20 protein-coding genes and 1 tRNA gene are annotated in these 25,647 nt (G+C 70.2%); 8 read left to right on the forward strand and 13 right to left on the reverse strand.

The window, feature by feature from the left end; genetic code table 11:
- Nucleotides 1-453: 453 nt before the first annotated feature.
- The 4 genes from ACIA77_RS18190 to ACIA77_RS18205 all read right to left on the reverse strand — a co-directional run bounded on the left by ACIA77_RS18190 (nucleotide 454) and on the right by ACIA77_RS18205 (nucleotide 7,547).
- On the reverse strand, nucleotides 454-1,599 hold the full coding sequence (locus ACIA77_RS18190; protein WP_395887047.1) for a low temperature requirement protein A: 1,146 nt from the start codon (nucleotides 1,597-1,599) through the stop codon (nucleotides 454-456).
- Nucleotides 1,600-2,113: 514 nt separating this feature from the next.
- Nucleotides 2,114-3,589, reverse strand: a complete 1,476-nt coding sequence (locus tag ACIA77_RS18195; RefSeq protein WP_395887048.1) for an MFS transporter — start codon at nucleotides 3,587-3,589, stop codon at nucleotides 2,114-2,116.
- On the reverse strand, nucleotides 3,589-7,176 hold the full coding sequence (gene dnaE, locus ACIA77_RS18200) for a DNA polymerase III subunit alpha (protein WP_395887049.1): 3,588 nt from the start codon (nucleotides 7,174-7,176) through the stop codon (nucleotides 3,589-3,591). Before dnaE ends, ACIA77_RS18195 begins: the two co-directional genes overlap by 1 nt.
- Nucleotides 7,177-7,289: 113 nt before the next feature.
- Nucleotides 7,290-7,547, reverse strand: coding sequence for a hypothetical protein (locus ACIA77_RS18205; protein ID WP_395887050.1), 258 nt, complete (start codon nucleotides 7,545-7,547; stop codon nucleotides 7,290-7,292).
- 224 nt (nucleotides 7,548-7,771) lie between these two features.
- Here ACIA77_RS18205 and ACIA77_RS18210 point away from each other — a divergent pair, with 224 nt between their 5' ends.
- The 3 genes from ACIA77_RS18210 to ACIA77_RS18220 are packed head-to-tail and all read left to right on the forward strand — an operon-like array spanning nucleotide 7,772 to nucleotide 11,139.
- Nucleotides 7,772-8,443 (forward strand): FadR/GntR family transcriptional regulator, encoded by a 672-nt coding sequence (locus ACIA77_RS18210; protein ID WP_395887329.1) that lies wholly within the window; start codon nucleotides 7,772-7,774, stop codon nucleotides 8,441-8,443.
- A 41-nt stretch (nucleotides 8,444-8,484) separates the two neighbouring features.
- Entirely contained in the window at nucleotides 8,485-9,444 is a 960-nt protein-coding gene (locus ACIA77_RS18215; RefSeq protein WP_395887330.1) for an asparaginase, read from the forward strand.
- Nucleotides 9,445-9,504: 60 nt separating this feature from the next.
- A complete protein-coding gene (locus tag ACIA77_RS18220) occupies nucleotides 9,505-11,139 on the forward strand; it encodes a CocE/NonD family hydrolase (protein ID WP_395887051.1) in 1,635 nt (544 codons plus the stop codon).
- Here ACIA77_RS18220 and ACIA77_RS18225 read toward each other — a convergent pair.
- Both ACIA77_RS18225 and ACIA77_RS18230 read right to left on the reverse strand, forming a co-directional pair.
- Nucleotides 11,129-11,896 (reverse strand): metallophosphoesterase, encoded by a 768-nt coding sequence (locus ACIA77_RS18225; RefSeq protein WP_395887052.1) that lies wholly within the window; start codon nucleotides 11,894-11,896, stop codon nucleotides 11,129-11,131. The genes ACIA77_RS18220 and ACIA77_RS18225 overlap by 11 nt on opposite strands.
- Before the next feature lie 5 nt (nucleotides 11,897-11,901).
- Nucleotides 11,902-12,525, reverse strand: a complete 624-nt coding sequence (locus tag ACIA77_RS18230) for a GntR family transcriptional regulator (RefSeq protein WP_395887053.1) — start codon at nucleotides 12,523-12,525, stop codon at nucleotides 11,902-11,904.
- 45 nt (nucleotides 12,526-12,570) lie between these two features.
- On the opposite strand from ACIA77_RS18230, the gene ACIA77_RS18235 reads away from it, so the two are divergent.
- Entirely contained in the window at nucleotides 12,571-13,776 is a 1,206-nt protein-coding gene (locus ACIA77_RS18235; RefSeq protein WP_395887054.1) for an aminotransferase class V-fold PLP-dependent enzyme, read from the forward strand.
- A 77-nt stretch (nucleotides 13,777-13,853) separates the two neighbouring features.
- On the opposite strand, the gene ACIA77_RS18240 is transcribed toward ACIA77_RS18235, so the two are convergent.
- On the reverse strand, nucleotides 13,854-14,318 hold the full coding sequence (locus ACIA77_RS18240) for a MarR family winged helix-turn-helix transcriptional regulator (RefSeq protein ID WP_395887055.1): 465 nt from the start codon (nucleotides 14,316-14,318) through the stop codon (nucleotides 13,854-13,856).
- A gap of 71 nt (nucleotides 14,319-14,389) precedes the next feature.
- Here ACIA77_RS18240 and ACIA77_RS18245 point away from each other — a divergent pair, with 71 nt between their 5' ends.
- The gene (locus tag ACIA77_RS18245; RefSeq protein ID WP_395887056.1) at nucleotides 14,390-14,941 is read left to right on the forward strand and encodes a carboxymuconolactone decarboxylase family protein; all 552 of its coding nucleotides are present in this window, start codon (nucleotides 14,390-14,392) and stop codon (nucleotides 14,939-14,941) included.
- Between the two features lie 173 nt (nucleotides 14,942-15,114).
- On the opposite strand, the gene ACIA77_RS18250 is transcribed toward ACIA77_RS18245, so the two are convergent.
- The 3 genes from ACIA77_RS18250 to ACIA77_RS18260 form a co-directional block, all read right to left on the reverse strand.
- Nucleotides 15,115-15,186, reverse strand: a tRNA-Val gene (locus tag ACIA77_RS18250).
- Between the two features lie 49 nt (nucleotides 15,187-15,235).
- On the reverse strand, nucleotides 15,236-15,697 hold the full coding sequence (locus ACIA77_RS18255) for a peroxiredoxin (protein WP_395887057.1): 462 nt from the start codon (nucleotides 15,695-15,697) through the stop codon (nucleotides 15,236-15,238).
- Nucleotides 15,698-15,770: 73 nt separating this feature from the next.
- Nucleotides 15,771-16,205, reverse strand: a complete 435-nt coding sequence (locus tag ACIA77_RS18260; RefSeq protein WP_395887058.1) for a DUF3052 domain-containing protein — start codon at nucleotides 16,203-16,205, stop codon at nucleotides 15,771-15,773.
- A 419-nt stretch (nucleotides 16,206-16,624) separates the two neighbouring features.
- Here ACIA77_RS18260 and aceE point away from each other — a divergent pair, with 419 nt between their 5' ends.
- The 3 genes from aceE (at nucleotide 16,625) to ACIA77_RS18275 (ending at nucleotide 22,556) form a co-directional block, all read left to right on the forward strand.
- Nucleotides 16,625-19,420, forward strand: a complete 2,796-nt coding sequence (gene aceE / locus ACIA77_RS18265) for a pyruvate dehydrogenase (acetyl-transferring), homodimeric type (RefSeq protein ID WP_395887059.1) — start codon at nucleotides 16,625-16,627, stop codon at nucleotides 19,418-19,420.
- 134 nt (nucleotides 19,421-19,554) lie between these two features.
- Nucleotides 19,555-20,766: an alpha-hydroxy-acid oxidizing protein gene (locus ACIA77_RS18270; protein ID WP_395887060.1), complete on the forward strand. Its 1,212-nt coding sequence runs from the start codon at nucleotides 19,555-19,557 to the stop codon at nucleotides 20,764-20,766.
- A gap of 176 nt (nucleotides 20,767-20,942) precedes the next feature.
- Nucleotides 20,943-22,556 (forward strand): L-lactate permease, encoded by a 1,614-nt coding sequence (locus ACIA77_RS18275; RefSeq protein ID WP_395887061.1) that lies wholly within the window; start codon nucleotides 20,943-20,945, stop codon nucleotides 22,554-22,556.
- Here the strand turns inward: ACIA77_RS18275 and ACIA77_RS18280 are convergent.
- The 3 genes from ACIA77_RS18280 to ACIA77_RS18290 all read right to left on the reverse strand — a co-directional run bounded on the left by ACIA77_RS18280 (nucleotide 22,537) and on the right by ACIA77_RS18290 (nucleotide 25,639).
- The gene (locus ACIA77_RS18280) at nucleotides 22,537-23,172 is read right to left on the reverse strand and encodes a nicotinamide riboside transporter PnuC (RefSeq protein ID WP_395887062.1); all 636 of its coding nucleotides are present in this window, start codon (nucleotides 23,170-23,172) and stop codon (nucleotides 22,537-22,539) included. The two genes, ACIA77_RS18275 and ACIA77_RS18280, sit on opposite strands and share 20 nt — an antisense overlap.
- A gap of 132 nt (nucleotides 23,173-23,304) precedes the next feature.
- The gene (locus ACIA77_RS18285; RefSeq protein WP_395887063.1) at nucleotides 23,305-24,129 is read right to left on the reverse strand and encodes a hypothetical protein; all 825 of its coding nucleotides are present in this window, start codon (nucleotides 24,127-24,129) and stop codon (nucleotides 23,305-23,307) included.
- A gap of 316 nt (nucleotides 24,130-24,445) precedes the next feature.
- Nucleotides 24,446-25,639: an ABC transporter permease gene (locus tag ACIA77_RS18290; RefSeq protein ID WP_395887331.1), complete on the reverse strand. Its 1,194-nt coding sequence runs from the start codon at nucleotides 25,637-25,639 to the stop codon at nucleotides 24,446-24,448.
- Nucleotides 25,640-25,647 lie beyond the last annotated feature (8 nt).

A 25,647-nucleotide genomic window follows, 5' to 3' on the forward strand; every position in this document is an offset into this window, starting at 1 on the left:
CGTCCTGAGCCAGGATCAAACTCTCCAACAATGTCTTCGAATTCAATCGAGGCAAAATACTTGCTCTCAAAGGAAACCCCGACGAGGGGGTTTCACTACATAAGCTCTACTGGCTTAGTTCACTAGCACACTGTTGAGTTCTCAAGCAACACACTGCAACCCAGCCCACCCAGCAGGCAAACCAGATCACCGCGTTGTTTCAAGCTTCTTTGTTCCGGACACCTACCGTACACCCCGGTGAAGCTTGCGCTTCGAGGGGGCTAGTAGCTCCGGAGGTTTTGGGACCACCCACTCTACCACCAGTGTGGGAGCTTGGTTCGTGGCCCCGGCGGCCGCCCGGTTTCCCTGGCGACTTGGAGAACTTTACACACCCCGAAACGGGCCGGAACAGGGGGGTCCCCTTTTCTCGCACCAAGCCCCTGACCTGCGTCGATGCGCACAAGCCAGCCGACCTCAGACCGAGCGCGGCCGGCCGTGGCTCGCGACCACCGTCAGCGCCACCAAGCCCGCCACCAGAACCGCGGCGACGTGGATGGGCACGGGCCCGAACGAAGCGGCGACCACGAGCACCGCCGTCACCGGGAAGCCGATCGCGATCTCCCGGCACTCGTTGCTCGGCCCGATGTGCAGCAGCCACACGCTCAGCAGGAACACCGCGACCGGCACGGTCACGGTCAGCGCCGTGACGAGCCCGCTCAACGCGGTGTGGTGCGTGTCGTAGTCGACCGCGAGCTCGAGCCCGGTGCCGACCGCCGCGGCCGACGCGAAGATCAGGTAGTGCCCGCACCCCCAGCTCATGGTGCTCATCAGCGACGGGTTGCGCACCAGCCGCACGTGCCCGGGCTGGTCGAAGTACAGCCACCACATCGAGAACACGAGCACGAGCCCCGCCACGGCGAGCCCGATCAGCGTGCCGACGTGCTCCCCCTCGGACACGCCTTCCTTGACCGCGTTGGTGGCGCTCAGCACCACCTCGCCGAGCACGATCAGCGTGAACAGCCCGTACCGCTCGGCGATGTGGTGCGGGTGCCACGACGTCCCGCCGCGCGTCTCCGCGAGGGACGGCACCGCGATCTCGCACACCACCAGCGCCGCGAACACGACCACCGCCGTCGTCCCGGACAGCCCCAGCAGGACGTCGAGAACCCACAGCACCTGCACGACCGTGATCCCGCACGCGTACCAGAGCGCGGTCTTGCGGCACTCCGGTTCCGACTTCGCCGCGCGCAGCCACTGCGTGACCATCGCCAGGCGCATCAGCACGTAGCCGACGACCACCACCCGGAAGTCGCCTTCGAACGCCCGGTCCACGCCGGCCGCGACGGTCAGCCCGCCGGCGATCTGCACGAGCGTGGCCAGCCGGTACGGCACGTCATCGGTGTCGAACGCCGACGCGAACCAGCTGAAGTTCAGCCAGCCCCACCAGATCGCGAAGAACACCATCGCGTAGCTGACCACCCCGTGGCCGACGTGCCCTTCGGCGAGCGCGTGGTGCAGGTCCGCGCTGGCGGCTCCGACGGCGACCACGAAACACAGGTCGAACAGCAGCTCCAGCGGGGTCGACGCGCGGTGGTTCTCCCCGCTGTCGCGCGACCGCATCGGCCGGTACCACACCCGGATCCGCCTGACCGGAAATATTCCCTGCTGGGCCATCGAAGCTCCCGCACTCACCCGACGATCGCCGTCATCCCAACACGACCAGGGCGCACGGGGCGAGCACAGCCCCCGCAAAAGGGGAAAAAGGGCGGGCCCGGTTCCCCCTCTCCCGGGCCCGCCCGAACGCCTTCACCGCACTGTTCGGCCACCCAGGGCATTGCTCCCGGCGGTCGCCGTACGGTCCCCCGCGGACGCCGACGATCCCTTGCCTGGGAGGTGACCAAGAGTGTCCATTCCGTGGAACTCCGGAACTCTCAGCCCCTCGGCCGATCGACCCATCCCCGGTCGATCGATCGAAATGCCACTGTAGGTAGCCAAAGTGTCGTGCTGAAGGCTCCATAAGGTCTACCCGGTTGCTCTGAGTAGCACCAGGGTCAAACGTTGCGTGTCACTCGGATGGAGCATCACGTAATGGCTGAAAGTAGTTCACCACTACTGCTTAGCGAGCGTGATCGTCTCACTGTCGGTGAACATCGGCGGCACGAACGGCTGCCTCGTGCGCCTCAGTGCGGGCCGCACGCACGCGTCGCGCGCGCAGCTCCAGGATCGCCAGCAGCAGCGCGACGCACGTCAGACCCGCCGAGCAGCACATCGCGATCGTGAGCGCGTGGGAGTAGTTCCGGCCCGACGCCACGACCGCCGACTGGAACACCGTCGCCAGCACCGCCGTGCCGATCGCCGTGCCGATGCGCTGCCCCGTCTGCAACGCACCGCCGGCCGCGCCCGCCATGGTCGTCGGCACGCACTCCAGCGTCAGCGTGGTGTTGGGTGAAATCACCATGCCGCCACCGATCCCGCCGAGCAGCAACGGCAGCGCGACCGCCCAGCCCGCGGCCGACGGCGGCACGAACTCCACCACCACCGCGATCACCAGCAACGCGAAGACCACGAGGCTCAGGCCCGTGACCGACAGCCGGCGGCCGAACCGCGGCACCAGCCGTCCCGCGACGGCGGCGGACGCGGCCGAACCGATCGCGAACGGGGTCACCGACAGCCCGGACTGCAGCGGCGTGTACCCGAGGCCCTGCTGGAAGAACAGCGCGAACACCAGCCAGATGCCGGCGAACCCGCAGAAGTACAGCGCCCCCACCGCGGCACCGGGCGCGTACCCCGGGGTGCCCGTGAACAGCCGGATGTCGAGCAGCGGCGCCCGCCCGCGCGCCACCACACGGCGCTCCCACCGCACGAACCCCGCGAAGCACACCGCCGCGAAGGGGAAGAGCCACCACAGGTTCTGCAGGCCGCCCTGCGCCGCCTCCACGAGCGGCAGCAGCACGCCCAGCACCGCGATCGCCAGCAGCAGGATGCCCGCGACGTCGATCTCGGACCGCAGCCGGGTCTCGCGCCGCTCGGTCTCAGGCAGGAGCCGCAGCGCGAGCAGGAACGCCAGCGCGCCGACGGGCACGTTCACGTAGAACACCCACCGCCAGCCACCGGGATCGCCGAACACGGCCAGGATCACGCCGCCGAGCACCGGCCCGACGGCCGTGGAAATCCCGACCACCGCGCCGAACATGCCGAACGCGCGGCCGCGTTCGTCGCCGCGGAACAGGTCCTGGATCAGCCCGCTGTTCTGCGGCGTCAGGAAACCCGCGGCGCAGCCCTGCGCGAGCCGCGCGACCACCAGCGTCGCCGGGTCCTGCGCCGCGCCCGCGAAGGCGCTCGTGGCGACGAACGCGGCCAGCGCGAAGAGGAACACCCGCCGCCGGCCCAGTGCGTCGCCGAGCCGCCCGCCTGTGACGAGCACCAGGCCGAACGTGAGCGCGTAACCGGACACGACCCACTGGATCGTGCCGCTGCCGGTGTGCAGGCCCCGCTGCATCGCCGGCAAGGCCGTGTTGACGATGCTGACGTCGAGCAGGGTCATGAACCCAGCTGTCAACGTGACTGCGAGGGCACGCCACCGGCGCGGGTCCGGCACGTACTCCGGCATCAGGTGTTGGCGGTGATCCCGGGGATGCCCTTCAGTTCACCGATGAGCATCGAGCTGACTTTCACCGGGTAATCGTAAAGCGCGAAGACCGTCTGGTTCTTGCCGACGAGTTTCAGGTGCACCGGGGTCTCGCCCTTGTGCGCCAGCAACGTCGACTTCAGCTCGCTCACCACGGACTGGTCGATCTTCTCGGCCGCGGCCAGCAGCATCAGCGGCGGTTCCTCGTCGCCGCTGCCGACCTCGGACAGGTCCAGCGGCACGAGCCCCCCGCCGAACACCGACATCTTGTCCTCACGCCAGTTGACCCGGCCCTTGACCAGCACGGCGTTGTCCTCGACGAGGTCCGCGGCGAACATCGAGTACGCCTTGGCGAAGAACAGCACCTCGAGCGCGGCGTCCATGTCCTCGACCGTGCAGATCGCCCAGGGCTCGCCCTTCTTGTTCACGCGCCGCTCCAGCGAGGTGAGCAGGCCCGAGATCACGACCTCACCTTCCTTCGGCGGGTCGGCGAGCAGCGCGGCGATCGGCTTGGGCGCGTGCTTGCGCAGGATGCGCTCCGCGCCGTCGAGCGGGTGCGCGGACACGTAGAGGCCCAGCATCTCCCGTTCGTAGGCGAGCATCTGCTTGCGCGGGTACTCCTCCTCGCCGAACTTCAGGTGCGCCAGCGGCGACGACGACGGCGCCGCCCCGGCCGCGTCGTCCTCCCCGCCGAACGAGCCGAACAGGTCGAACTGGCCCATCGCCTCCTGGCGCTTGAGCGGCACCACGGCTTCGACCGCGTCCTCGTGCACCTGGATCATCGACAGCCGCGTGTGCCCCATCGAGTCGAACCCGCCGGCCTTGATCAGCGACTCGATGACCCGCTTGTTGCAGGCCACGAGCTCCGATTTGTCGAGGAATTCGGTGAACGAGGCGTACTTGCCCTTGTCGTCGCGGGTCTTGATGATCGACTCGACGACGTTGGCGCCGACGTTGCGGACGGCACCCAGGCCGAAGCGGATGTCGTCCCCGACGGCCGCGAACCGCAGGGCCGATTCGTTGACGTCCGGCGGCAGCACCTTGATGCCGAGCCGGCGGCACTCCGACAGGTAGATGGCCGACTTGTCCTTGTTGTCACCCACGGACGTGAGCAGCGCGGCCATGTACTCCGGCGTGTAGTTCGCCTTGAGGTACGCGGTCCAGTACGCGATCAGGCCGTACGCGGCGGCGTGGGACTTGTTGAACGCGTAGCCGGCGAACGGGAGGATCGTGTCCCACAGCGCCTTGACCGCTTCGGCCGAGAAGCCGCCGGGCAGCAGCGGGCTGGCCTTCATGCCCTCTTCGAAGCCCTCGTACTCCTTTTCGAGGACTTCCTTCTTCTTCTTGCCCATCGCCCGGCGCAGCGTGTCCGCTCGGCCCATCGTGTAGCCCGCGACCTTCTGCGCGATCTGCATGATCTGCTCTTGGTACACGATCAGGCCGTAGGTCTCGGCCAGGATCTCCCGCAGCGGCTCTTCGAGCTCCGGGTGGATCGGCTTGACCTTCTGCCGGTTGTTCTTGCGGTCGGCGTAGTCGTTGTGCGCGTTCATGCCCATCGGGCCGGGGCGGTACAGCGCGAGCACCGCGACGATGTCCTCGAACCCGGTCGGGAGCATGCGGCGCAGCAGGTCGCGCATCGCGCCACCGTCGAGCTGGAACACCCCGAGCGTGTCACCGCGGCCCAGGAGCTTGTACGCCTCCGGGTCGTCGAAGCCGAGGCGGTCGAGGTCGATCTCCTCGCCGCGGTTGGCCTTGATGTTGGCCAGCGCGTCGCCGATCACCGTGAGGTTGCGCAGGCCCAGGAAGTCCATCTTGAGCAAGCCGATGTTCTCGCACGACGGGTAGTCCCAGCCGGTGATGATCGAGCCGTCGTCGCGCTGCCACACCGGGATCGCGTCGGTGAGCGGCTCGCTGGACATGATGACCGCGCAGGCGTGCACGCCGGCGTTGCGGATCAGGCCTTCGAGCCCGCGGGCGGTGTCGAAGATCGTCTTGCACTCCTCGTCGGTCTCGACGAGGGTGCGGACCTCCGCGGCTTCGGCGTAGCGCTCGTGCTTGGTGTCGACGATGCCGGACAGCGGGATGTCCTTGGCCATGATCGGCGGCGGCAGCGCCTTGGAGATCTTGTCCGCGATCGAGTAGCCCGGCTGCCCGAAGTGCACGCGGGCCGAGTCCTTGATCGCCGCCTTGGTCTTAATGGTGCCGAACGTGATCACCTGGGCGACGCGGTCGGCACCGTACTTCTCCGTGGCGTAGCGGATCATCTCGCCGCGGCGGCGGTCGTCGAAGTCGATGTCGATGTCGGGCATCGACATGCGCTCGGGGTTGAGGAACCGCTCGAACAGCAGCTTCTGCGGGATCGGGTCGAGGTTCGTGATGCCCAGCGCGTACGCGACGAGCGCGCCGGCGGCCGAACCACGGCCGGGGCCGACCAGGATGCCGACCTCGCGCGCGTGCTGGATGAGGTCGGCGACGATGAGGAAGTAGGCCGGGAAGCCCTTCTGCTCGATGACGCCGAGCTCGTAGTCGCAGCGCTCTTCGTAGCCGTCCGGGACGCCCTCCGGGAAGCGCCACTTCAGGCCCTCGGCCACCTGGTGGCGCAGCCACGTCGCCTCGCTGTGGCCCTCGGGCACGTCGAAGACCGGCATCCGGTCCTTGTGCGAGTAGACGTCTTCGTACGACTCGACGCGCTCGGCGATCAGCAGCGTGCTGTCGGCCGCGCCCGGGACCTCCTTGTCCCAGTACTCACGCATCTCCGCGGCGGACTTGAGGAAGTAGCCGTCGCCGTCGAACTTGAAGCGGGTGGGGTCGTTGAGCGTCTTGCCCGCCTGCACGCACAGCAGCGCCGAGTGGGTGTCGGCCTGGTCCTTGGTGACGTAGTGCGAGTCGTTGGTCGCCAGCGGCTTGAGGTTGAGGAGGTTGCCGATCTCGAGCAGGCCCTCGCGCACCGACCGCTCGATCGGCAGGCCGTGGTCCATGAGCTCGAGGAAGAAGTTGTCGGCGCCGAAGATGTCCTTGTAGTCCGACGCCGCCTGGATCGCGGCCTCGCGCTGGCCCAGCCGCAGGCGCGTCTGCACCTCGCCCGACGGGCAACCCGTGGTGGCGATGATGCCGTCGTGGTTCTCGGCGATCAGCTCGCGGTCCATGCGCGGCTTGCGGTAGTAGCCCTGGATCGACGCGAGCGACGAGAGCTTGAACAGGTTCCGCAGGCCGGTGGCGTTGGCCGCCAGCATCGTCATGTGGGTGTAGGCACCGCCACCGGAGACGTCGCCGCCCTCACCGAACTCGTCCGAGCCGCGCTGGCTGGCCTGTCCCCAGAACACCGGCTTCTTGTGGAAGCGGCTCTCCGGCGCGATGTAGGCCTCGATGCCGATGATCGGCTTCAGGCCGTGCTTCTTGGAGGTCTGGTAGAACTCGTCGCCGCCGTACATGTTGCCGTGGTCGGTCATGCCCACCGCGGGCATGCCCAGCCGCGCCGCCTCGGCGAACAAGGGACCGATCTTCGCCGCACCGTCGAGCATCGAGTACTCGGTGTGGACGTGCAGGTGGACGAAGGAATCGTTCGACACCAGCGAAAACCTCCCCTAGGCAGACGGCTTCCCGGTTGATGCTGCGGCGCGGCCCGGGGTCATCCACCCTAGTCCGCGCTCGCGGTGTGCGGGTCGGTAGGGATCCTCTCTCTTCACCCGCCCGCCGCGCCCGCCGACATGCCGCGCGCGGGGGCGGAAACCTTCGCGGGGGTGATCACCACGGCCGGGCCGGCACGCACGGTGAAGGACGAGGCGCCGTGGTCGGCGTGGCCGTGGCTGCCGCTCGAGCTCCAGGCGTAGCCGAGCAGCAGGAGAAGCGCGATCGCCACGACGCCGGCGACGAGGGCGCAGCCGAGCACCGCGGCGGGGCTCGCCTGCCGGGGCGGATCGGGACGACGGTCGTCGGGCACATCGGGGATCGTCGCACGCGGGACCGACAAAACCGGACGTTCCGGCGCGCGGCCGCGGAGCGTGAAGACGGCCACAACGGCCGGTGGTTTCCCCAGCGCAGACGGGCTCCGGCGCCGGGTGCGACACCCGGCACTTGACACCACCCGGGCAGAACTTCACGATCGCGTTCATGAACCTGTCTGACAGCCAGACAGCCGGACAAGGCCCTCGCCGCGTGAGTGCCATGGAGGCGGTGCTGGCGTACCTGCGCCGCGCGATCGAAGCGGGCGAGTACGCGGTCGGCGACAAGCTGCCGTCCGAGGCCGCGTTGAGCAAGGAGTTCGAGGTCAGCCGGTCGGTGATCCGCGAGGCGCTGCGCGGGCTGCAGGCGCTCGGGCTCACGGTCTCGCGCACCGGCAAGGGCACGTTCGTCACCGAGCCCGGGCCCGCCGAGCACCCCACGTTCGGCGGCTACTCGGCGCGCGACCTCGTCGAGGTGCGCCGCCACGTCGAGATCCCCGTGGCGGGCTACGCGGCCCTGCGCCGCGACAACGCGCAGCTCGAGGAACTCGGCCGCCTGGCCGAGCGGATGGAGCTCGAGACGGACGACACCGCGTGGGTCGCGCTCGACTCGCTCTTCCACGTGACCATCGCGCAGGCCTCGGGCAACCCCGCCTTCGCCAAGGTCATCGAGGAGCTGCGCGACGCGCTGGCCCGCCAGTCGGCGTTCCTCAACCAGCTGGGCGGTCGCCGCGCGGAGTCGAACGGGGAGCACCGGCGGATCGTCACGGCGATCGCCGAGGGCTCCGAAGCGGCGGCCGTGGCCGCGATGACGACGCACCTGGCGCACGTCGAGCAGGCGCTGACCACCATCGTGCGGCCGGGCCGCACCGCGAAGCAGAACAGGAACCACTGACCGTGGAAGAGGAAGTCCGCAGCGCGTTCGCGAAGGGAAGCGTGGGCCCCGAACTGCGTGTGCCGCGGCACGTCCCGCTGGTCCACCTCCTGCGCGACGGGCTGGCCGAAGGCGTGCACCACGGGTCCGTGATCGCGCTGGCGCCCGACGGCTCGACGCTCTTCGCCGCCGGCGACCCGGACGTCGCGATGTACCCGCGGTCCACGGCGAAACCCCTGCAGGCCACCGCGATGGCCCGGCTCGGCCTGCGGCTGCCGCCCGCCGGTTTCGCCATCGCCGCCGCCAGCCACTCCGGCGAGCCGCGCCACCTCGAAGCCGCGGCCGCCGTGCTGGCGGGCCACGGCTTCACCGCCGAAGACCTCGGCAACCCGGCCGGCTACCCGTACGACCCCGTCGAACGCGACGCCTGGCTCGCCGCGGGCCGGCAGCCCACGCACTTGGCGCACAACTGCTCGGGCAAGCACGCCGCGATGCTCGCCACCTGCCGCGAGCACGGCTGGGACCCGCGCACGTACCTCGAGCCCGCGCACCCGCTGCAGCGCGCGATCCGCGGCACCGTCGAAGACCTCACCGGACAGCCCGTCGCGCGCGTCGCCGTCGACGGGTGCGGCGCGCCGCTGTTCGCGCTATCGCTGCGCGGGCTCGCCCGGGCCGCGTCGAAGCTGGCCACCGCGGCGCCCGGCACGCCGGAAAGCCTGGTGGCACAAGGGATCCGGCAGCACCCCGACCTCGTCGCCGGCACGCGGCGCGACGTCACCGCGCTGATGCGGGCGGTGCCGGGCCTGCTGGCGAAGGACGGCTTCGAGGCGGTGCAGCTGGCCGCGCTGCCCGACGGCACGGCCGTGGCGGTGAAAATCGCGGACGGCGGTGACCGCGCGCGGCCCGCGGTGCTCGCGGCGGCGCTGGCCCTCTGCGGTGTGCCCGCCGACGTGCTCGAACCGTTCACCGACCCGGCGTTGCGGGTCACCGGCGAACTGGCGAGCCGGCCGCACGCCGCGTGACCCCGATCACGGACCGCGGGTAGCTTCGGAGGGGTCCAGCTCGGTGAAAGGGGTAAACCAGTGCTGAACCGCCTCGCGGATCTCCTGCTCGGGCTGCCGAAGGCTGAAGGCCCGGCGCCCGTCGCCACGAAGGGTCTGCGGATCCCGATGCCCGACGGCGTCCACCTGGTCGCGGACCGGTACGCGCCCGCCGGGCTGCGGTCGGGGCCGGTCGTGCTGGTCCGCACGCCGTACGGCCGCTCGGGTCCGCTCGCCGCGCTCTTCGGCAGCACCTTCGCGCGCCAGGGTTTGCAGACGGTGGTGCAGAGCACTCGCGGCACGTTCGGCTCGGAGGGCGAGTTCCGGCCGTTCCACCTCGAACGCGAGGACGGCGTCGCCACGGCCGAGTGGCTGCGCGCGCAGCCGTGGTGCGACGGGCGGCTGGCGACGGCCGGGGCGAGCTACCTCGGCCACGCGCAGTGGGCGCTGGGTCCCTACCTCGACCCGCCGCTCGAGGCGATGGCGCTGGCCGTGACGGCTTCGGAGTTCGTCACCACGTTCTACCCGGGCGGCGTGCTCGCGGCCGACAACATGGTGTCGTGGTCGGCGATGATCGGCCGCCAGGAGGAACGGTTCGCGGCGCTGCCGAACCCCCTGCAGACGCGCAAGACCCGCGGCGCGATGGGGCACCTGCCGATCAACGCCGCCGACGTCGCCGCGATCGGCAAGCAAGTGCTGTTCCTGAGCGACGTGACCACCCACGCCGAACCGGGCGACGCGTACTGGGCGATGTCCGACCACAGCGCCGAGGTCGCGGGCCTCACGACCCCGGTGAGCATGGTGACCGGGTGGTACGACCTGTTCATCTCCGGTCAGCTGCGCGATTTCCGCACATTGCAGGACGCGGGGCGCCACCCGCGGATCACGATCGGGCCGTGGGCCCACGGCGATCCGGCGAGCCTGCGGGTCACCGTGCAGGACCAGATCGGGTTCCTGCGCGCGCACCTGCTGGACGACGGCACGCAGCTGCAGCGCTCCCCCGTGCGCCTGTACCTGCAGCAGGCCGCGACCTGGCTCGACTTCGACGCGTGGCCGCCCGCCTCGACGCCCACGGACTCGCACCTGCGGCCCGCCGGCGGGCTCGGTGAAGCGCCCGGCGCGCAGGCCGGCGAAGCGCGGCCGTCGACGTTCACCTACGACCCCGCGGACCCGACGCCCGCCGTCGGCGGGCCGCTGCTGATGGGCAAGAACCGCCAGCAGGACAACAACGTGGTCGAGGCGCGTGACGACGTGCTCGTGTTCACCGGCGAGCCCCTGATCGCGGACCTCGACGTGATCGGTGAAGTCGGCGCGACGGTGTACGTGCGCACCGAACTCGGCCACGCGGACGTGTACGTGCGCATCTGCGACGTCGACCCGGGCGGGCGCTCCCGCAACGTCACCGACGGCATCCTGCGGCTGCGCCCCGGCGTGCCCGAAGCCGACGCCGACGGGATCGTGGCGGTCGCGGTCCCGCTCGACCCGACGGCCTACCGCTTCCGCCGCGGGCACCGGCTGCGCGTGCAGGTCGCGGGCGGCGCGTTCCCGCGGTTCGCCCGCAACCACGGCACGGGCGAACCGGTCGCCAGCGCCGTCGACGGCAAGCCGAACCGGTTCGAGGTCTTCCACGACGCGGCGCACCCTTCGCGGGTCACGCTGCCGATCTTCAGCCGCTGAAGGGAACCTCGCGCAGGTGGGTCGTGACGCGGCCGTCGTCGTGCAGCACGTGCAGCAGCACCGACGGCGGCCGGTCGAAGTCCAGCGGACCACCCTCGGCCCAGCCGCGGTCGGCGCCGGGCTCGATGGGCAGCAGGGAGCCGGAGACCACACCCGGCGCGATGCGCACCGGCACGCCGGCGAACGTCGTGGCGGCGCCCGTGTGGACGTGGCCGCACAGCACCGCGGCCACCCGCGGGTGCCGGTGCAGGACTTCGGCGAGGCGGTCTTCGCCGGTCTGGCGGATGGCGTCCACGAGCGGGACGCCCACCTCCAGCGGCGGGTGGTGGAACGCGACGAACGCGGGTCCCGCGTGCGCGGCGAGCGTTTCGTCGAGCCACGCCAGCGTCGAATCTTCGAGGTACCCCGCGCCCTCGCCGGGGATGGTCGAGTCGCACAGCGCGAGGAGGACGCCGTTCACGTCCTTGGCGACGTTCACCGGTGCGGCGCTCGCCGGCTCGCCGAGCAGGGTTTCGCGGAACGCCTCGCGCACGTCGTGGTTGCCCGGGCAGGTGAGCACGGGCGCCGGATACGCGAACAGCTCCGCCGCGCGCCGGTACTCCGCCGGCAGGCCGTGGTCGGCGATGTCGCCCGTGACGAGCACGGCCTCGACCGGCCGCGTGAGGTTCCGCAGCCAGTCCAGCACCGCCGCGGCGCGGGCGTCGGCGCGCTCACCACCGTCGAGGTGGAGGTCGGACAGGTGCGCGAAGACCTTCATGCGCTTCAGCTCCGTTCGAGGTAAGCCAGTGCCTTGACCCAGTTGCGCACGAGCAGCGCCGCGGCGCCCGGCACGTCGCCGGATCGCAGGGCGCCGGCGATCCCGCGGTGCTCGGTGATGCTCTCGGCCGTGCGCGCGGCGCCGCCGAAGTACGCGGATTCGTACCGCTTCAGCAGTGGTTTCGTCTGCTCGATCAAGCGCAGCAGGTGCGGGTTTCCGCAGCGTGACAGCAAAAGCGCGTGCCAGCGATCGTCCACAGCGGACAGATCGCCCGCCGCGGGCAGTGCCGCCATCTCGTCGGTCACCGCGTCGAGCGCGTCGGGCAGCGCGGCCAGGTCGAGCGGCGACGTCCAGCGCAACGCGAGCGACTCGAGCTCCGCAACGAGCGGGTACAGCCGCCGAGCCTCGTCCGGGTCGAGCGGGGCGACGAGGAATCCGCGGCCGGGCGCGGCGACGAGCAGTCCGCGGTCGGCGAGCCCGATCAGCGCTTCACGCAACGGAGTCCGGCTCACGCCGAGCTCACGCGCCAGGTGCACTTCGTTGATCCGGGCACCGGCGGCGAGGCGGCCGTCGAGCACGCGCGCGGTGATCTCGTCGATGAGATCGGCCCGCAGCAGGCGCTTGGTCATGATCGCAGTATTGCACACAGATGATCTCTACTGTATTCAGTTCGCATGGCCCGTATTCAGCCCGTCGACGTGACCCGCGCCCGCGCCGAGACGCCCGGCTGCACCGGCGTCGTCCACTTCAACAACGCCGGCTCGGCCCTCCCACCGGCCGTCGTGACCGACACGATGGTCGACTACCTGCGGACCGAGGCGCTGGTCGGCGGTTACGAGGCCGCCGCGGCCACCACCGAACGCAGCGCCGCCGTGTACACGTCCATCGCGCGGCTGATCAACGCCACGCCCGAAGACATCGCGATCACCGACAACGCGACGCGCTCGTGGCAAGCGGTGTTCTACGCGCTGCGGTTCGGCGCGGGCGACCGGATCCTGACCTCGCGCGCCGAGTACGCGAGCAACGCGATCGCCTACCTCCAGATCGCGCGCCGCACCGGGGCGCGCGTCGAGGTCGTCGCCGACGACGAAACCGGGCAGCTGGACGTGGCCGACCTGCGGCGGCTGATCGACGAGCGCGTGAAGCTCATCGCCGTGAGCCACGTGCCGACGCAGGGCGGCCTCGTGAACCCGGCCGAGGAGATCGGCGCGGTCGCGCGCGAAGCCGGCGTCCCGTTCCTGCTCGACGCGTGCCAGTCAGCCGGACAGCTCGACCTCGACGTCGCGCGGCTGCGGTGCGACGCGCTGTCGGCCACCGGCCGCAAGTACCTGCGCGGGCCGCGCGGCACCGGCTTCCTGTACGTGCACCCGCGGCTGCGCGAGCGGCTCGAACCGGCGACGCTCGACCTGCACTCGGCCAGCTGGGAGGCGCCGGACGAATACGTCGTGGACCCGACGGCGAAGCGGTTCGAGGTTTGGGAGCGCGACCACGCCGCTGTGCTCGGGCTCGGCGCGGCCGTGGACTACGCGCTCGACTGGGGCCTGCCGGCGATCGAAGACCGCGTCGGCGCGCTGGCGGCGACGCTGCGTGGACGGCTGGGTGAGGTCGAAGGCGTGCGCGTCCACGACGTCGGCGCGCGCAAGTGCGGACTGGTTTCGTTCAGCGTCGACGGGCTCGGCTCGGAGCAGGTGATGCGTACGCTCGCGGCCGCGAAGATCAACACCAGCGTGACGCACGCGACCTCGGCGCAGTACGACTTCACCGCGCGGAACCTGCCGTCCCTCGTGCGCGCGTCCGTGCACTACTACAACACCGACGACGAGATCGACCTGCTGACGAGCGAGGTCGCCAAGCTGGCTCAGGAGCCGCGCAGCAGCTGACGCGGCGCCTGTACGAGCTGGTAATCGCCGATCGGCCGGAGTCGTCCACCCTCGCTGTCGCCTGCCCGCCGGTCACGCTACCCGGCGAACCACCCCGCGACGTCCAGTCCGAAACCGGTTTCCCCGACCACGGTGCGGAGATCGGCTTCGAGGGCGCGCACGCGGTCGGCTCCCAGCTCGCGCACCCACCGCGCCCGCAGGTCGTCGAAGATCGCGGCGGCCCTGGTGAGCGAGTCGACGCCCCTCGGCGTGAGCCGTATGAGCTTGCGGCGGGCGTCGGCGGGGTCGTCCGCGCGCTCGGCGTACCCGAGCTGCTCGAGCCGGTCGACGGTCTTGCCCGCGGCCTGCTTCGAGACGCCGAGGCACTTGCCGAGCTCCGACGCGCTCACGCCGTGCGGCCCGATGGCCTGCATCGCGAAGCCGTACGCGGGCCGTACGTCGGGGTGACCCTGGCGCGCGAGCTCGGCGTGCAGGTCGTCGATCAGCGTGCGGAAGCCCGCGAACAGCAGCAACGGCAGCACGAAGCCGGGCGCGTCAGCCATGTCGCTTGCCAAACTCGACAACCAGGTTTACGTTTTCGACAACCACGTTGTCGACCCTACCGGAGGCCCCCGTGTCGCCCTTCCCCGAGCACACCGTCGAATCCGCCCCGCCCGCCGCCCGCCGCGCCCTGACGGCGACCGCCGAGCAGTTCGGCTCGCTGCCCGCCGCCGTCGCCCGCCTGGCCACGTCGCCGGAGCTGCTGAACGGCTTCCTGCGGCTCAACGCGCTGTTCGAATCGACGACGCTGGCACCGCTCGAGCGCGAAACCCTCGTCCTCACCGTGGCGACGCACAACCGCTGCCACTTCTGCGTCGCCCTGCACACCGCCCGGCTGCTCAGCCTCGGCGCCTCCGCCGAACTGGTGGCGGCGCTGCGTTTCGAGGCACCGCTGCCGATCCCGCGCCTCGAAACGCTGCGCCGCTTCACGCTCACGGTCGTCGCCACGACCGGCGAGGTGCCCGCGGCGGACCTGGACGCGTTCCTGGCTGCGGGGTACACGCCGCAGCAGGCGCTGGAAGTCGTGCTGGGGATCGGGACCTACACGCTGTCGACGTTCGCGAACCGCCTCGTCGACGCTCCCCTGCACCCGACCCTGACCGAGCACCGGTGGACCGCGGCCTGAACATCACCCGTTTGCCGCAGCTTCCGATGTATCCAGCACCCCTCGACGGCCCTCCTGAACCACGTTCACCCACTGGGGGCGTGCCGGTCGGGCTTGTCGAGGGGGCAGGCCCGACCGGCACACCGGGGTGTCCACCACCGGCCGATCGGCGTCCGGCACCGAAGCGCTGAGGGTGGGCGCAGCAGGGTTCGAACCTGCGACCGCTCGGGTGTAAGCCGAGTGCTCTTCCGCTGAGCTATGCGCCCGGAACGGGACCCGGACCCGGAGCCGGAGCCGGGTCCCGTCGGGGGAACGTCAGGCCAGTTCGGCGACGGCCTTCTTCCACGCCGACTGGTCGCGGGCTTCGCCAGGCTGGTTGACCTCGGCGAAGCGCACCACACCGTCGGTGTCGATGAGGAACGTGCCGCGCAGGGCCATGCCGGCCTTGTCGTTGAAGACGCCGTAGGCCTGGGCCACGGCGCCGTGCGGCCAGAAGTCCGACAGCAGCGGGAACTGGTAGCCCTGCTGCTCCGCCCACACCTTCAGCGAGAAGACCGCATCGACGGAAACGCCCAGGACCTGGACGCCCTTGGTGTCGTAGTCGGCGAACTCGTCGCGCAGCTGGCAGAGCTCGCCGGTGCAGGTCCCGCTGAAGGCGAACGGGAAGAAGACCAGCAGCACCGGCTTGTCGCCCTTGAACGACGACAGCGTGACGGGCTGCTTGTTGTAGTCGTTGAGGGTGAAGTCAGGGGCTGGTGAACCGACCTCGACGGCCATCCGGCGAATCCTCTCCAGAGCGAACACGAACGTGCGCCGACAACCCTATCGCGTCGGCGCCCTCGGCCCGGGTTCAGCGCTGTTTGGCCTTCGAGGACTTGGGCGACACCAGCCGCGTGCCGAGCCAGTCGGCGCCCACGCTGATGTTCGCGGTCTGCGCCAGGCCGACCTGCGGCACGGCTTCGGCGATCTCGCTGGGCTCGACGTGTCCCGGCTGCCCCGTCTTCGGGGTCAGCACCCAGATCACGCCGTTCTCGTCCAGGGGGCCCCGGGCGTCGACCAGGGTGTCGCCGAGGTCGCCGTCGTCCTCGCGCCACCAGAGCAGCACGACGTCGATGACCTCCTGCGCGTCCTCGTCGAGGAGCTCAGCACCGATCTCCTCTTCGATCGCCGCGCGGACGCCTTCGTCGACGTCCTCGTCCCAGCCGATCTCCTGGACCACCATGTCCGGCTTGATGCCAAGCCTCTCGGCGACGCTGGCGCTGCCTGCGTCTCCCGCGGCGACCACTGCTTCCACTCCTCCAACTACGACGGAGCGTGGCGGTCGGCCGGCCCCTCGGAGCCACCCCGGCCACCACACTCGGGTACACGGATGTCGCTAGCGAACACTGGCGCGGCTCTGCGCGCAACCGTCCACACCGGATCTATGACAAGTCGTGTCGCAGCGTAGAGGCCGCCCTGGACCCTCGTGAGGCCCCGGGACGGGTGTCTGTGGGCAGTGTCCCACCACCCCGCGGAACGCCTCATCTAGGGTTGTGGAGAAGAAACGCGCGCGCGATACACCGCACGCGGGGAGTGGTGCACTCGGGGCGACCCTTGTTACCGGGCAGTAAAGGTGACGGGAGCCGGGCCGGGGACGACGATGGGAATCGGCGAGCACTCCCGCCCAGCAGCTACAACGGCTACAACCAGCTACAAGGAGACCCCTTGGCCCCGCAGAACGACGGCGCCTCCGGCAAGGAGACCCCGGCACGAGTACGCGTCATCCGTGACGGGCTCGCGGCGCACCTGCCCGACATCGACCCGGAGGAGACCGCCGAGTGGCTGGACTCCTTCGACGAGGCGCTGGCCAGGGGTGGCCAGCAGCGCGCCCGGTACCTGATGCTGCGCATCCTCGAGCGCGCCCGCGAGCGCAACGTCGGCGTGCCCGCCCTCACGTCGACGGACTACGTCAACACCATCCCCACGGAGAACGAGCCGTGGTTCCCCGGCGACGAGGAGATCGAGCGCCGGTACCGCCGTTACATCCGCTGGAACGCCGCGATCATGGTGCACCGCGCCCAGCGCCCCGGCGTCGGCGTCGGCGGGCACATCTCGACGTACGCGTCGTCGGCCGCGCTGTACGAGGTGGGCTTCAACCACTTCTTCCGCGGCAAGGACCACTCCGGCGGCGGTGACCAGGTCTTCTTCCAGGGCCACGCCTCCCCCGGCATGTACGCGCGCGCGTTCCTCGAGGGCCGGCTGTCCGAGCGGCAGCTCGACGGCTTCCGCCAGGAGTACAGCCACGCCGGCGAGGGCGGCGGCCTGCCGTCGTACCCGCACCCGCGGCTGATGCCGGAGTTCTGGGAGAACCCGACGGTGTCGATGGGCCTCGGCCCGATGAACGCCATCTACCAGGCCCGGTTCAACCGCTACCTGCGCGACCGCGGCATCAAGGACACCACCGACCAGCACGTGTGGGCGTTCCTCGGCGACGGTGAGATGGACGAGCCGGAATCGCGCGGCCTCATCCACGTGGCCGCCGGCGAAGGCCTCGACAACCTGACCTTCGTGATCAACTGCAACCTGCAGCGGCTCGACGGCCCGGTGCGCGGCAACGGCAAGATCATCCAGGAGCTCGAGTCGTACTTCCGCGGCGCGGGCTGGAACGTGATCAAGGTCATCTGGGGCCGCGAGTGGGACGCGCTGCTCTCGGCGGACCGCGACGGCGCCCTGGTCAACCTGATGAACGTGACGCCCGACGGTGACTACCAGACGTACAAGGCGAACGACGGCGCCTACGTCCGCGAGCACTTCTTCGGCCGCGACCCGCGCACGAAGGACCTGGTCAAGGACCTGTCCGACGCCGACATCTGGAACCTCAAGCGCGGTGGCCACGACTACCGCAAGGTGTACGCGGCGTACAAGGCGGCCATGGAGCACCACGGCCAGCCGACGGTGATCCTCGCCCACACCATCAAGGGCTACGGCCTCGGCCCGGCGTTCGAGGGCCGCAACGCCACGCACCAGATGAAGAAGCTCACGCTCGACGACCTGAAGCTGTTCCGCGACGCCCAGCGCATCCCGATCAGCGACGCCGAGCTCGAGCGCGACCCGAAGCTGCCGCCGTACTTCCACCCGGGCCCCGAATCGCCCGAGATCGAGTACATGATCGGCCGCCGCAGGGCGCTGGGCGGTTTCCTGCCGGAGCGCCGGCCGCGCAACGCCAAGGCGCTCGTGCTGCCGGGCGACAAGGTCTACGAGGGCATCCGCAAGGGTTCGGGCAAGCAGGAGGTCGCCACGACGATGGCGTTCGTCCGGCTCGTGCGCGAGCTCGCGAAGGACTCGGAGATCGGCAAGCGCGTCGTCCCGATCATCCCGGACGAGGCCCGCACCTTCGGTCTCGACTCGATGTTCCCGACCGCCAAGATCTACAACCCGCACGGCCAGACGTACACGTCGGTCGACGCGAGCCTGATGCTGGCCTACAAGGAGTCCGAGAAGGGCCAGCTGCTGCACGAGGGCATCAACGAGGCGGGTTCCACCGCGTCGTTCACGGCCGTGGGCACCGCGTACGCCACGCACGGCGAGCCGATGATCCCGATCTACATCTTCTACTCGATGTTCGGGTTCCAGCGCACCGGCGACGGCCTGTACGCGGCGGCGGACCAGATGGCGCGCGGCTTCGTGCTCGGCGCCACCGCGGGCCGCACCACGCTGACCGGTGAGGGCCTGCAGCACGCCGACGGGCACTCGCTGCTGCTGTCGGCGACCAACCCGGCGGTCGTGGCCTACGACCCGGCGTACTCGTTCGAGATCGCGCACATCGTCCGCGACGGCCTGCGGCGCATGTACGGCGAGACCGGGCCGCACGGCAACGGCGAGAACGTCTTCTACTACCTGACGATCTACAACGAGCCGTACCAGCAGCCCGCCGAGCCGGAGAACCTCGACGTCGACGGCCTGCTCAAGGGCCTCTACAAGTACGCCGACGCCCCTGCGGGCACCGGCCCGGAGGCCCAGATCCTGGTCTCCGGCGTCACGATGCCCGACGCGCTCAAGGCCCAGCAGCTGCTGGCCGAGGAGTGGGGCGTGCGCGCGGCGGTCTGGTCGGCCACCTCGTGGACCGAGCTGCGCCGCGAGGCGGTCGAGATCGACCACGACAACCTGCTCCACCCGGACGACAGCCCGCGCGTGCCGTACGTGACGCAGGCGCTGTCGGGGGCCAACGGTCCCGTCGTGGCGGTGTCGGACTGGATGCGCGCCGTGCCGGACCTCATCCGGCCGTGGGTGCCCACGGACATGCTCACGCTCGGCACCGACGGGTTCGGGTTCTCCGACACCCGTCCGGCCGCGCGGCGCAAGTTCCTCGTGGACGCCCAGTCGATCGTCGTCGGCGCCCTCACCGCGCTCGCGAAGCGCGGCGAGGTCGACCAGGCGAAGGTGGGCGAAGCGGTGCGCCGCTACCGCCTCGACGACGTCGCGGCCGCCGGGCCGCAGACGTCGGACTCGGGCAACGCGTAAGTCGTAGTGAGCAGCGGAACCCTCCGGGCTGGAAAATTGGCCCGGAGGGTTCCGCTGTTTCCGGGCCTGCCCCAGCTAAGGTAGACGTCGGATGTATTGAGGCGTCTGTGGATTTTCTGGAAGGGTGATCGAGCGTGACCCAGCGTCGCCTGCCGCGGCCGAGTGAACTGAAGCAGATCCTGCGGCCGAAGCCGATCGTGCTCAACCCGACCGACCGGCGGTTGTCGAACGCCCACACGATCGCCGACCTGCGGATGATCGGCCGGAAGCGCACACCGCGCGCGGCGTTCGACTACACCGACGGGGCCGCGGAGCTGGAAGACAGCCTGCTGCGCGCGCGGCAGGCCTACCGGCGAGTGGAGTTCCACCCCAACGTGCTGCGCGGAGTGTCCGATGTGGACACCACGAAGACGGTGCTCGGCAAGACGTCGGCGCTGCCGTTCGGCTTCGCGCCCACCGGGTTCACGCGCATGATGCAGCACGAGGGCGAGAGCGCCGTGGGCCGCGTGGCCCAGCGCAACGGCATCCCGATGGGCCTGTCCACCATGGCGACCACGTCGATCGAAGACCTCGCCGCGGCGGCGCCCGAGGCGCGCAAGTGGTTCCAGCTCTACGTGTGGCGCGACCACGGCGCGGGCGAAGATCTGATGAATCGCGCGTGGGAGAACGGCTACGACACGCTCCTGCTCACCGTCGACACCCCGGTGGCCGGCGCCCGCATGCGCGACGTGCGCAACGGCCTCACCATCCCGCCGGCCCTCACGCTCAAGACGTTCGCCGACGGCGCCCTGCACCCCGCCTGGTGGTTCAACCTCCTCACCACCGAGCCGCTGAACTTCGCCTCGCTGAGCCACTTCGACGGCACCGTCGCCGAACTGCTGGCCCAGCTCTTCGACCCGACGCTCGACTTCGACGACCTCGACTGGGTGCGCCGCACCTGGCCGGGGAAACTCGTGGTCAAGGGCGTGCAGAACGTGGACGACGCCCGTGACGTCGTGAAGCACGGCGCCGACGGCGTGGTCCTGTCCAACCACGGCGGCCGCCAGCTCGACCGCGCGCCCACGCCGCTGGAGCTGCTGCCGGCCGTGCTCGACGAGCTGCAGGGCGGCGCCGAGGTGTGGGTCGACACCGGCGTCCTCTCCGGCGGCGACATCGTGGCCGCGATCGCCCGCGGCGCCGACTTCGTGCTCGTCGGCCGCGCGTTCCTCTACGGATTGATGGCGGGCGGCGAACGCGGTGTCCAGCGATGCGTCGACATCCTGCGCACCGAGCTGATCCGGACCATGCAGCTGCTGGGTGTCCGCCGCGTCGAGGACCTGCGGCCCTCCCACGTCACCCTGCGCTGAACGGCGCACCGGGTTCCCCCGGCGCGCGCAGCGCCGGGTAACAGCGTTGCGTCCTGATTGGTCCAGACGTGCGACACGGGGTTGACGTCCCGGTGGGCTTGTGACGAGGATCTCAGCCACCTCGTGAAAGGCTGTTTCCGCGATGCGGAACCAGCGGTCCCCCCGGGAGGTCCCCCGTGTTCGTGCAGGACCTGACTCCGCTCGGTGGTCTCGGCCTTTCCGCGCTCGTCGCGGTGGTGCCGCTGGCCGTGGTGCTGGTGTTGCTCGGCGTGGTCCGGACCAGAGCGCACTACGCCGCGCTGATCGGGCTCGCGGTGGCGCTCGTCGTGGGGATCGCCGTGTACGGGATGCCCGTGGGACAGGCGATTTCCGGTGCGCTGCAAGGCGCCGCGTTCGGGCTGTTCCCCATCCTGTGGATCGTGGTCAACGCGCTGTGGGTCTACCGGATCACCGTGCGCACCGGCCACTTCGACGTGCTGCGCCGCTCGTTCGGCCGGATCTCCGACGACCCGCGGTTGCAGGCACTGATCATCGCGTTCTGCTTCGGCGCGCTGATGGAGGCGCTGGCCGGGTTCGGCGCGCCCGTGGCGATCAGCGCGGTGATGCTCGTGGCCGTCGGGTTCGGGCCGGGCAAGGCGGCCGTGGTGGCGCTCGTCGCGAACACGGCGCCGGTGGCGTTCGGCGCGATGGGCACGCCGGTGGTCACGCTCGCGCAGGTCACCGGGCTGCCGCTGGAGCAGGTGTCGTCGATCGTCGGCCGGCAGACGCCGTTGCTCGCGCTGTTCGTGCCCCTGCTGCTGGTGATCATCGTCGACGGCAAGCGCGGGCTGCGGGAGACGTGGGTGCCGGCGCTGGTCTGCGGGGTCGCGTTCGGCGTGGTGCAGTTCCTCGCGTCGAACTTCGTGTCGCCGCAATTGGCCGACATCGGCGCGGCGCTGGCCGGCGCGGCCGCGCTCGTGGCGCTGCCCATGACGCGGCGCTCGGTGCCCGAGGAGGTCCGCACGCAGGTGCTCACCGGCACGCGCACCGCGACGCTCGACCGGCCCGACGAACGCGCCGAAGTCGTGCGCGCCTACCTGCCGTACGCGCTGATCATCGTGATCTTCTCGCTCGCGCAGGTGCCGCCGATCAAGAAGGTGCTCGACGCGGCGACGTGGAAGTTCCACTGGCCCGGCCTCGACGTGCACGGCCCGGACGGGAAGGCGGTGTCCGGCAACTCGTTCTCCCTGCCGTTCCTCAACACCGGCGGCACCCTCGTGCTGATCGCCGGGCTGCTCACGATCGTCGCGCTCAAGGTCACCGCGCGCCCGGCCGGCCAGGAGTGGCTGGCGACGGTGAAGGAGCTGCGGTTCGCGATCCTCACCGTGACCGGCGTGCTGGCGCTGGCGTACGTGATGAACCTGTCCGGTCAGACGAGCACGATCGGCACGTTCATCGCCGCGGCCGGCGCGGGGCTGGCGTTCCTCTCCCCCGTGCTCGGCTGGTTCGGCGTCGCGGTGTCGGGGTCGGACACCTCGGCCAACGCGTTGTTCGGCGCCCTGCAGGTCACGGCCGCCCACCAGACGAACCTGCCTGCGGACCTCCTCGCGGCGGCCAACAGTTCCGGCGGCGTGCTCGGCAAGATGATCTCACCGCAGAACCTGACGATCGCGTGCGTCGCGGCCAACCTGCCCGGCGAAGAGGGCAAGCTGCTGCGGAAGGTGCTGCCGTGGAGCCTCGGGCTGCTGCTGGTGATGTGCCTGATCGTGCTCGGGCAGAGCACGCCGGTGCTCAGCTGGATGCTGCCGTGACCGCCCGCGCGGCGACGCGTCGGGCGGAGCGGTTCCACGTCCACCAGCCGTGCACCACCAGACCGGCGAAGACCACGTAGATCGCGGCGGAGAAGTACAGGCCGGACGAGATCTGCAGCGGCACGCCGATCGCGTCGACCACCAGCCACACGCCCCAGAACTCCACGAGCCCCGCGCCCTGCGCCCCGAAGGCGACGAGCGTGCCCACGAAGATCGCCGCGTCCGGCCACGGCGCCCACGACGCGTGCAGCGCCTGCAGCACCAGCGCCATCCCGACCGTGCCGACGGCGAACGCGCCCAGCATCGCCCAGCGCTCGACCGGCCGGGCCGTGCGCACGACCACGCCGTCGACGGGATCCGTGCGGCGGCGCCACGCCCACCAGCCGTAGAGCGAAATCAGCAGGATCGCGATCTGCCGGCTCGCCAGGCCGCCGAGGTCGGCGGAGACGTAGACCGAGAACAGGAGCACGGTCGCGCCCACCTGCACGGGCCAGGTCCACAACGTTCTCCGGTCGGCCAGGAAGACCACCGCGAGCGCGAGCACCTGCCCGGCGAGCTCCGCGATCGAAATCCACTGGCCGAGCACCGTGATGCCGTGCCGCAGCAGGAAGTCCACGTCCGCACCCCTTCCGTCCAAGGTCGCCAACACCCGGCGGGCGGGCGGGATTCCCCACGGTGTGACTGCGGTTACGCACACGGAGGCCCGGTGCCCTCCCGATGCACCGGGCCTCCGCGACCGCGCCTCGCGTCAGCGGTCGACGCGGTTGAACCCCGACGGCGGGGTCGGGGTGTCCGGGGTGATCTGGCCGTTCGCGGGCGGCATGGTCTGGGTCGGCGCCTGCTGCGGCTGCTGCGTGGTCTGCGTGGTCTGCGCGGCCGGCTGACCACCGACCTGCCGCTGGCCAGCCGAACCGACCTGGCCCTGGAGGTTGCTCAGCCAGCCGCCCCAGCGTTCCTGGGCCGGCTTGATCAGGCCACCACCGAAGCCGACGACGACGACACCGCCGATCGTGGCGAGCACCGTGATGAGCACGGGCCCCGTGATGGCCGTCGCGATGTTGACCTGGCCCAGCGCCGCGATGATGCCGAACGCCATGATCAGCCAGTAGGAGATGGTGCCGAGCAGCCGTCCGGCCGGACGGGTCGCCAGCGCCGAGGTCACGACGTCGCGCACGACCTTCGCGATGGCCGCGGCCACGACGACCAGCACGAGCGCCACGACGATCCGCGGCAGGAACGCGATGATGTCGTTGAGCAGCTGGCTGACCGGATTCGACTGGCCGAACACGCCGAAGGCCAGCTGGAGCGCGATCAGCAGAATGAAGTAGTAGACCAGTTTCACCAGCACCGTCGTGGCGTCGACATTCGCCTGCTTCATCATTCCGGTCAGGCCGGTCTTCTCCACCAGCCGGGAGAAACCGAGTTTTCCGAGCACCAGTGACAGCGCTTTGGACACCGCTTTCGCGATCAGCCAGCCGATCAGCAGGATGATCAGAAAACCGACGAGTTTCGGGACGAACGTGGCCACCAGATTCCAGGCCTGTCCGAGTCCGTCCTTCAGTTGCTCACCCACGCTGGCTCCCTTCGCCGCGGATACCGGCTGCGTCGCTGCAGCGGCTGTCGATCAGGTACCCAGCGAGCGGGAGTGCTGTGCACCACGATCGAGTGAGACGACTGGCGCGGGAAGATCAATCGCGGCCATACTTGGAACTACCGGTGGGGACCGGGGAGACGAGGCCGTCCGGCGCAGCGAAAACCGCAAGCGCCGGGCGGCCTCGAGCATTTCCGGGGTATTACCGTGGGCCGTATTCAGCGGGTGTTCGCGTCGTCGCCCTGCGAATACGATTCGGGTTTCGCAGGGCGACGACGTTCGTTAACCGAACAGACACTCAGGCTGCGCGCAACGCATCGCTCAGTTTCACCTTCGCTCCAGTACGCATCACAGCGTTTCGGTAGATCCGCGCGGCGAGCCAGATCAATCCCGGAATCAGCAGCACCACGAGCCCCACCGACACCACGGCTTCCCAGACGGGCACTCCGCCCATCGCGAGCCGCATCGGCATGAGCGTCGGCGCGAACACCGGGATCACCGAAAGCACCTCGGCGAACCTGTTCGACGGGTCCGAGGGCAGCACCGAGATGCCCACCACGTACCCGACGATCACGAGCATCAGCGCCGGCGACACGGCCCCGCTCACGTCCTCCTGCCGCGACACGAGCGCGCCGAGCGCCGCGAACACGATCGAATACATGAAGAACCCGAGCAAGTACCAGACCACCAGCCAGACGACCGTGCCGACGGCCGCCGAGACCGAGATCGTGAGCACCCCCGTCCCCAGTCCCGCCGCGATGCCGACGACGCCGATCGCGAGCATCTGGATCAACCCGACCGTGCCGATGCCGAGCACCTTGCCCGCCATGAGCTGCCACGGCTTGATGGTGGACAGCAGCAGCTCGACCACGCGCGAGGTCTTCTCCTCGACCACGCCCTGCGCCACGGTCTGGCCGTTGAGCAGCAGCGACATGTAGATGAGGATGCCCGCGATGATGCCGAGCACCAGCTGCTGGCTGTCGTAGTCGTACGGTTTCTCCAGTGGCGGCAGCTCGTCGATCTTCGCGGTCGCGACCGCGGCGTCCACCTTCGCCGGATCGCCGCGCTGCGCGAGGATCTCCGAGTTCTGCGCGACGCGGCCGGCGAGCACGGTGAGCACGTTCTTGAGGTTGCCGTCGAGGTCCTTCTCGACCTGCACGTGCACGCGGTCGGCGCCCTGCACCAGCAGCGCGTCGATCGAGCCGTCCTTCAGCTTCGCGACACCCGCCTGCTCGTCGGGCACGGGCTGCGTGGCGATGTTCTGCCCGACCGACTTCCCGATGGCCGTCAGCGGTGCCGAGAGCGGCGCCGCGGCCGGCACGAAGCCGACGGTCGTGTCGGGCCCGCCGCTGCCGCCGACGAGCTTGAGCACCACGACCGCGGCGACGATGAGGATCAGCAGCACGAGCGTGCTGATCCGGTAGGCCTTCGACTTCAGCCGCGTGCTGATCTCCCGCGAGGCGACGAGGCTGACGCCGGCCAGCGGGCTCATGCGGACGT

It is taken from the genome of Amycolatopsis sp. NPDC051903 (assembly GCF_044452505.1).
In the GTDB taxonomy this organism is placed as follows: Bacteria; Actinomycetota; Actinomycetes; order Mycobacteriales; family Pseudonocardiaceae; genus Amycolatopsis.

Bases quoted from the DNA above. Each gene is read 5' to 3' on its own strand.
- ACIA77_RS18240 (WP_395887055.1), bottom strand. From the start codon at position 14,318: ATGGCTGACGCGCCCGGCTTCGTGCTGCCGTTGCTGCTGTTCGCGGGC.
- ACIA77_RS18235 (WP_395887054.1), top strand. From the start codon at position 12,571: ATGGCCCGTATTCAGCCCGTCGACGTGACCCGCGCCCGCGCCGAGACG.
- ACIA77_RS18230 (WP_395887053.1), bottom strand. From the start codon at position 12,525: ATGACCAAGCGCCTGCTGCGGGCCGATCTCATCGACGAGATCACCGCG.
- ACIA77_RS18225 (WP_395887052.1), bottom strand. From the start codon at position 11,896: ATGAAGGTCTTCGCGCACCTGTCCGACCTCCACCTCGACGGTGGTGAG.
- ACIA77_RS18190 (WP_395887047.1), bottom strand. From the start codon at position 1,599: ATGCGGTCGCGCGACAGCGGGGAGAACCACCGCGCGTCGACCCCGCTG.
- ACIA77_RS18210 (WP_395887329.1), top strand. From the start codon at position 7,772: ATGGAGGCGGTGCTGGCGTACCTGCGCCGCGCGATCGAAGCGGGCGAG.
- ACIA77_RS18255 (WP_395887057.1), bottom strand. From the start codon at position 15,697: ATGGCCGTCGAGGTCGGTTCACCAGCCCCTGACTTCACCCTCAACGAC.
- ACIA77_RS18195 (WP_395887048.1), bottom strand. From the start codon at position 3,589: ATGCCGGAGTACGTGCCGGACCCGCGCCGGTGGCGTGCCCTCGCAGTC.
- ACIA77_RS18290 (WP_395887331.1), bottom strand. From the start codon at position 25,639: ATGAGCCCGCTGGCCGGCGTCAGCCTCGTCGCCTCGCGGGAGATCAGC.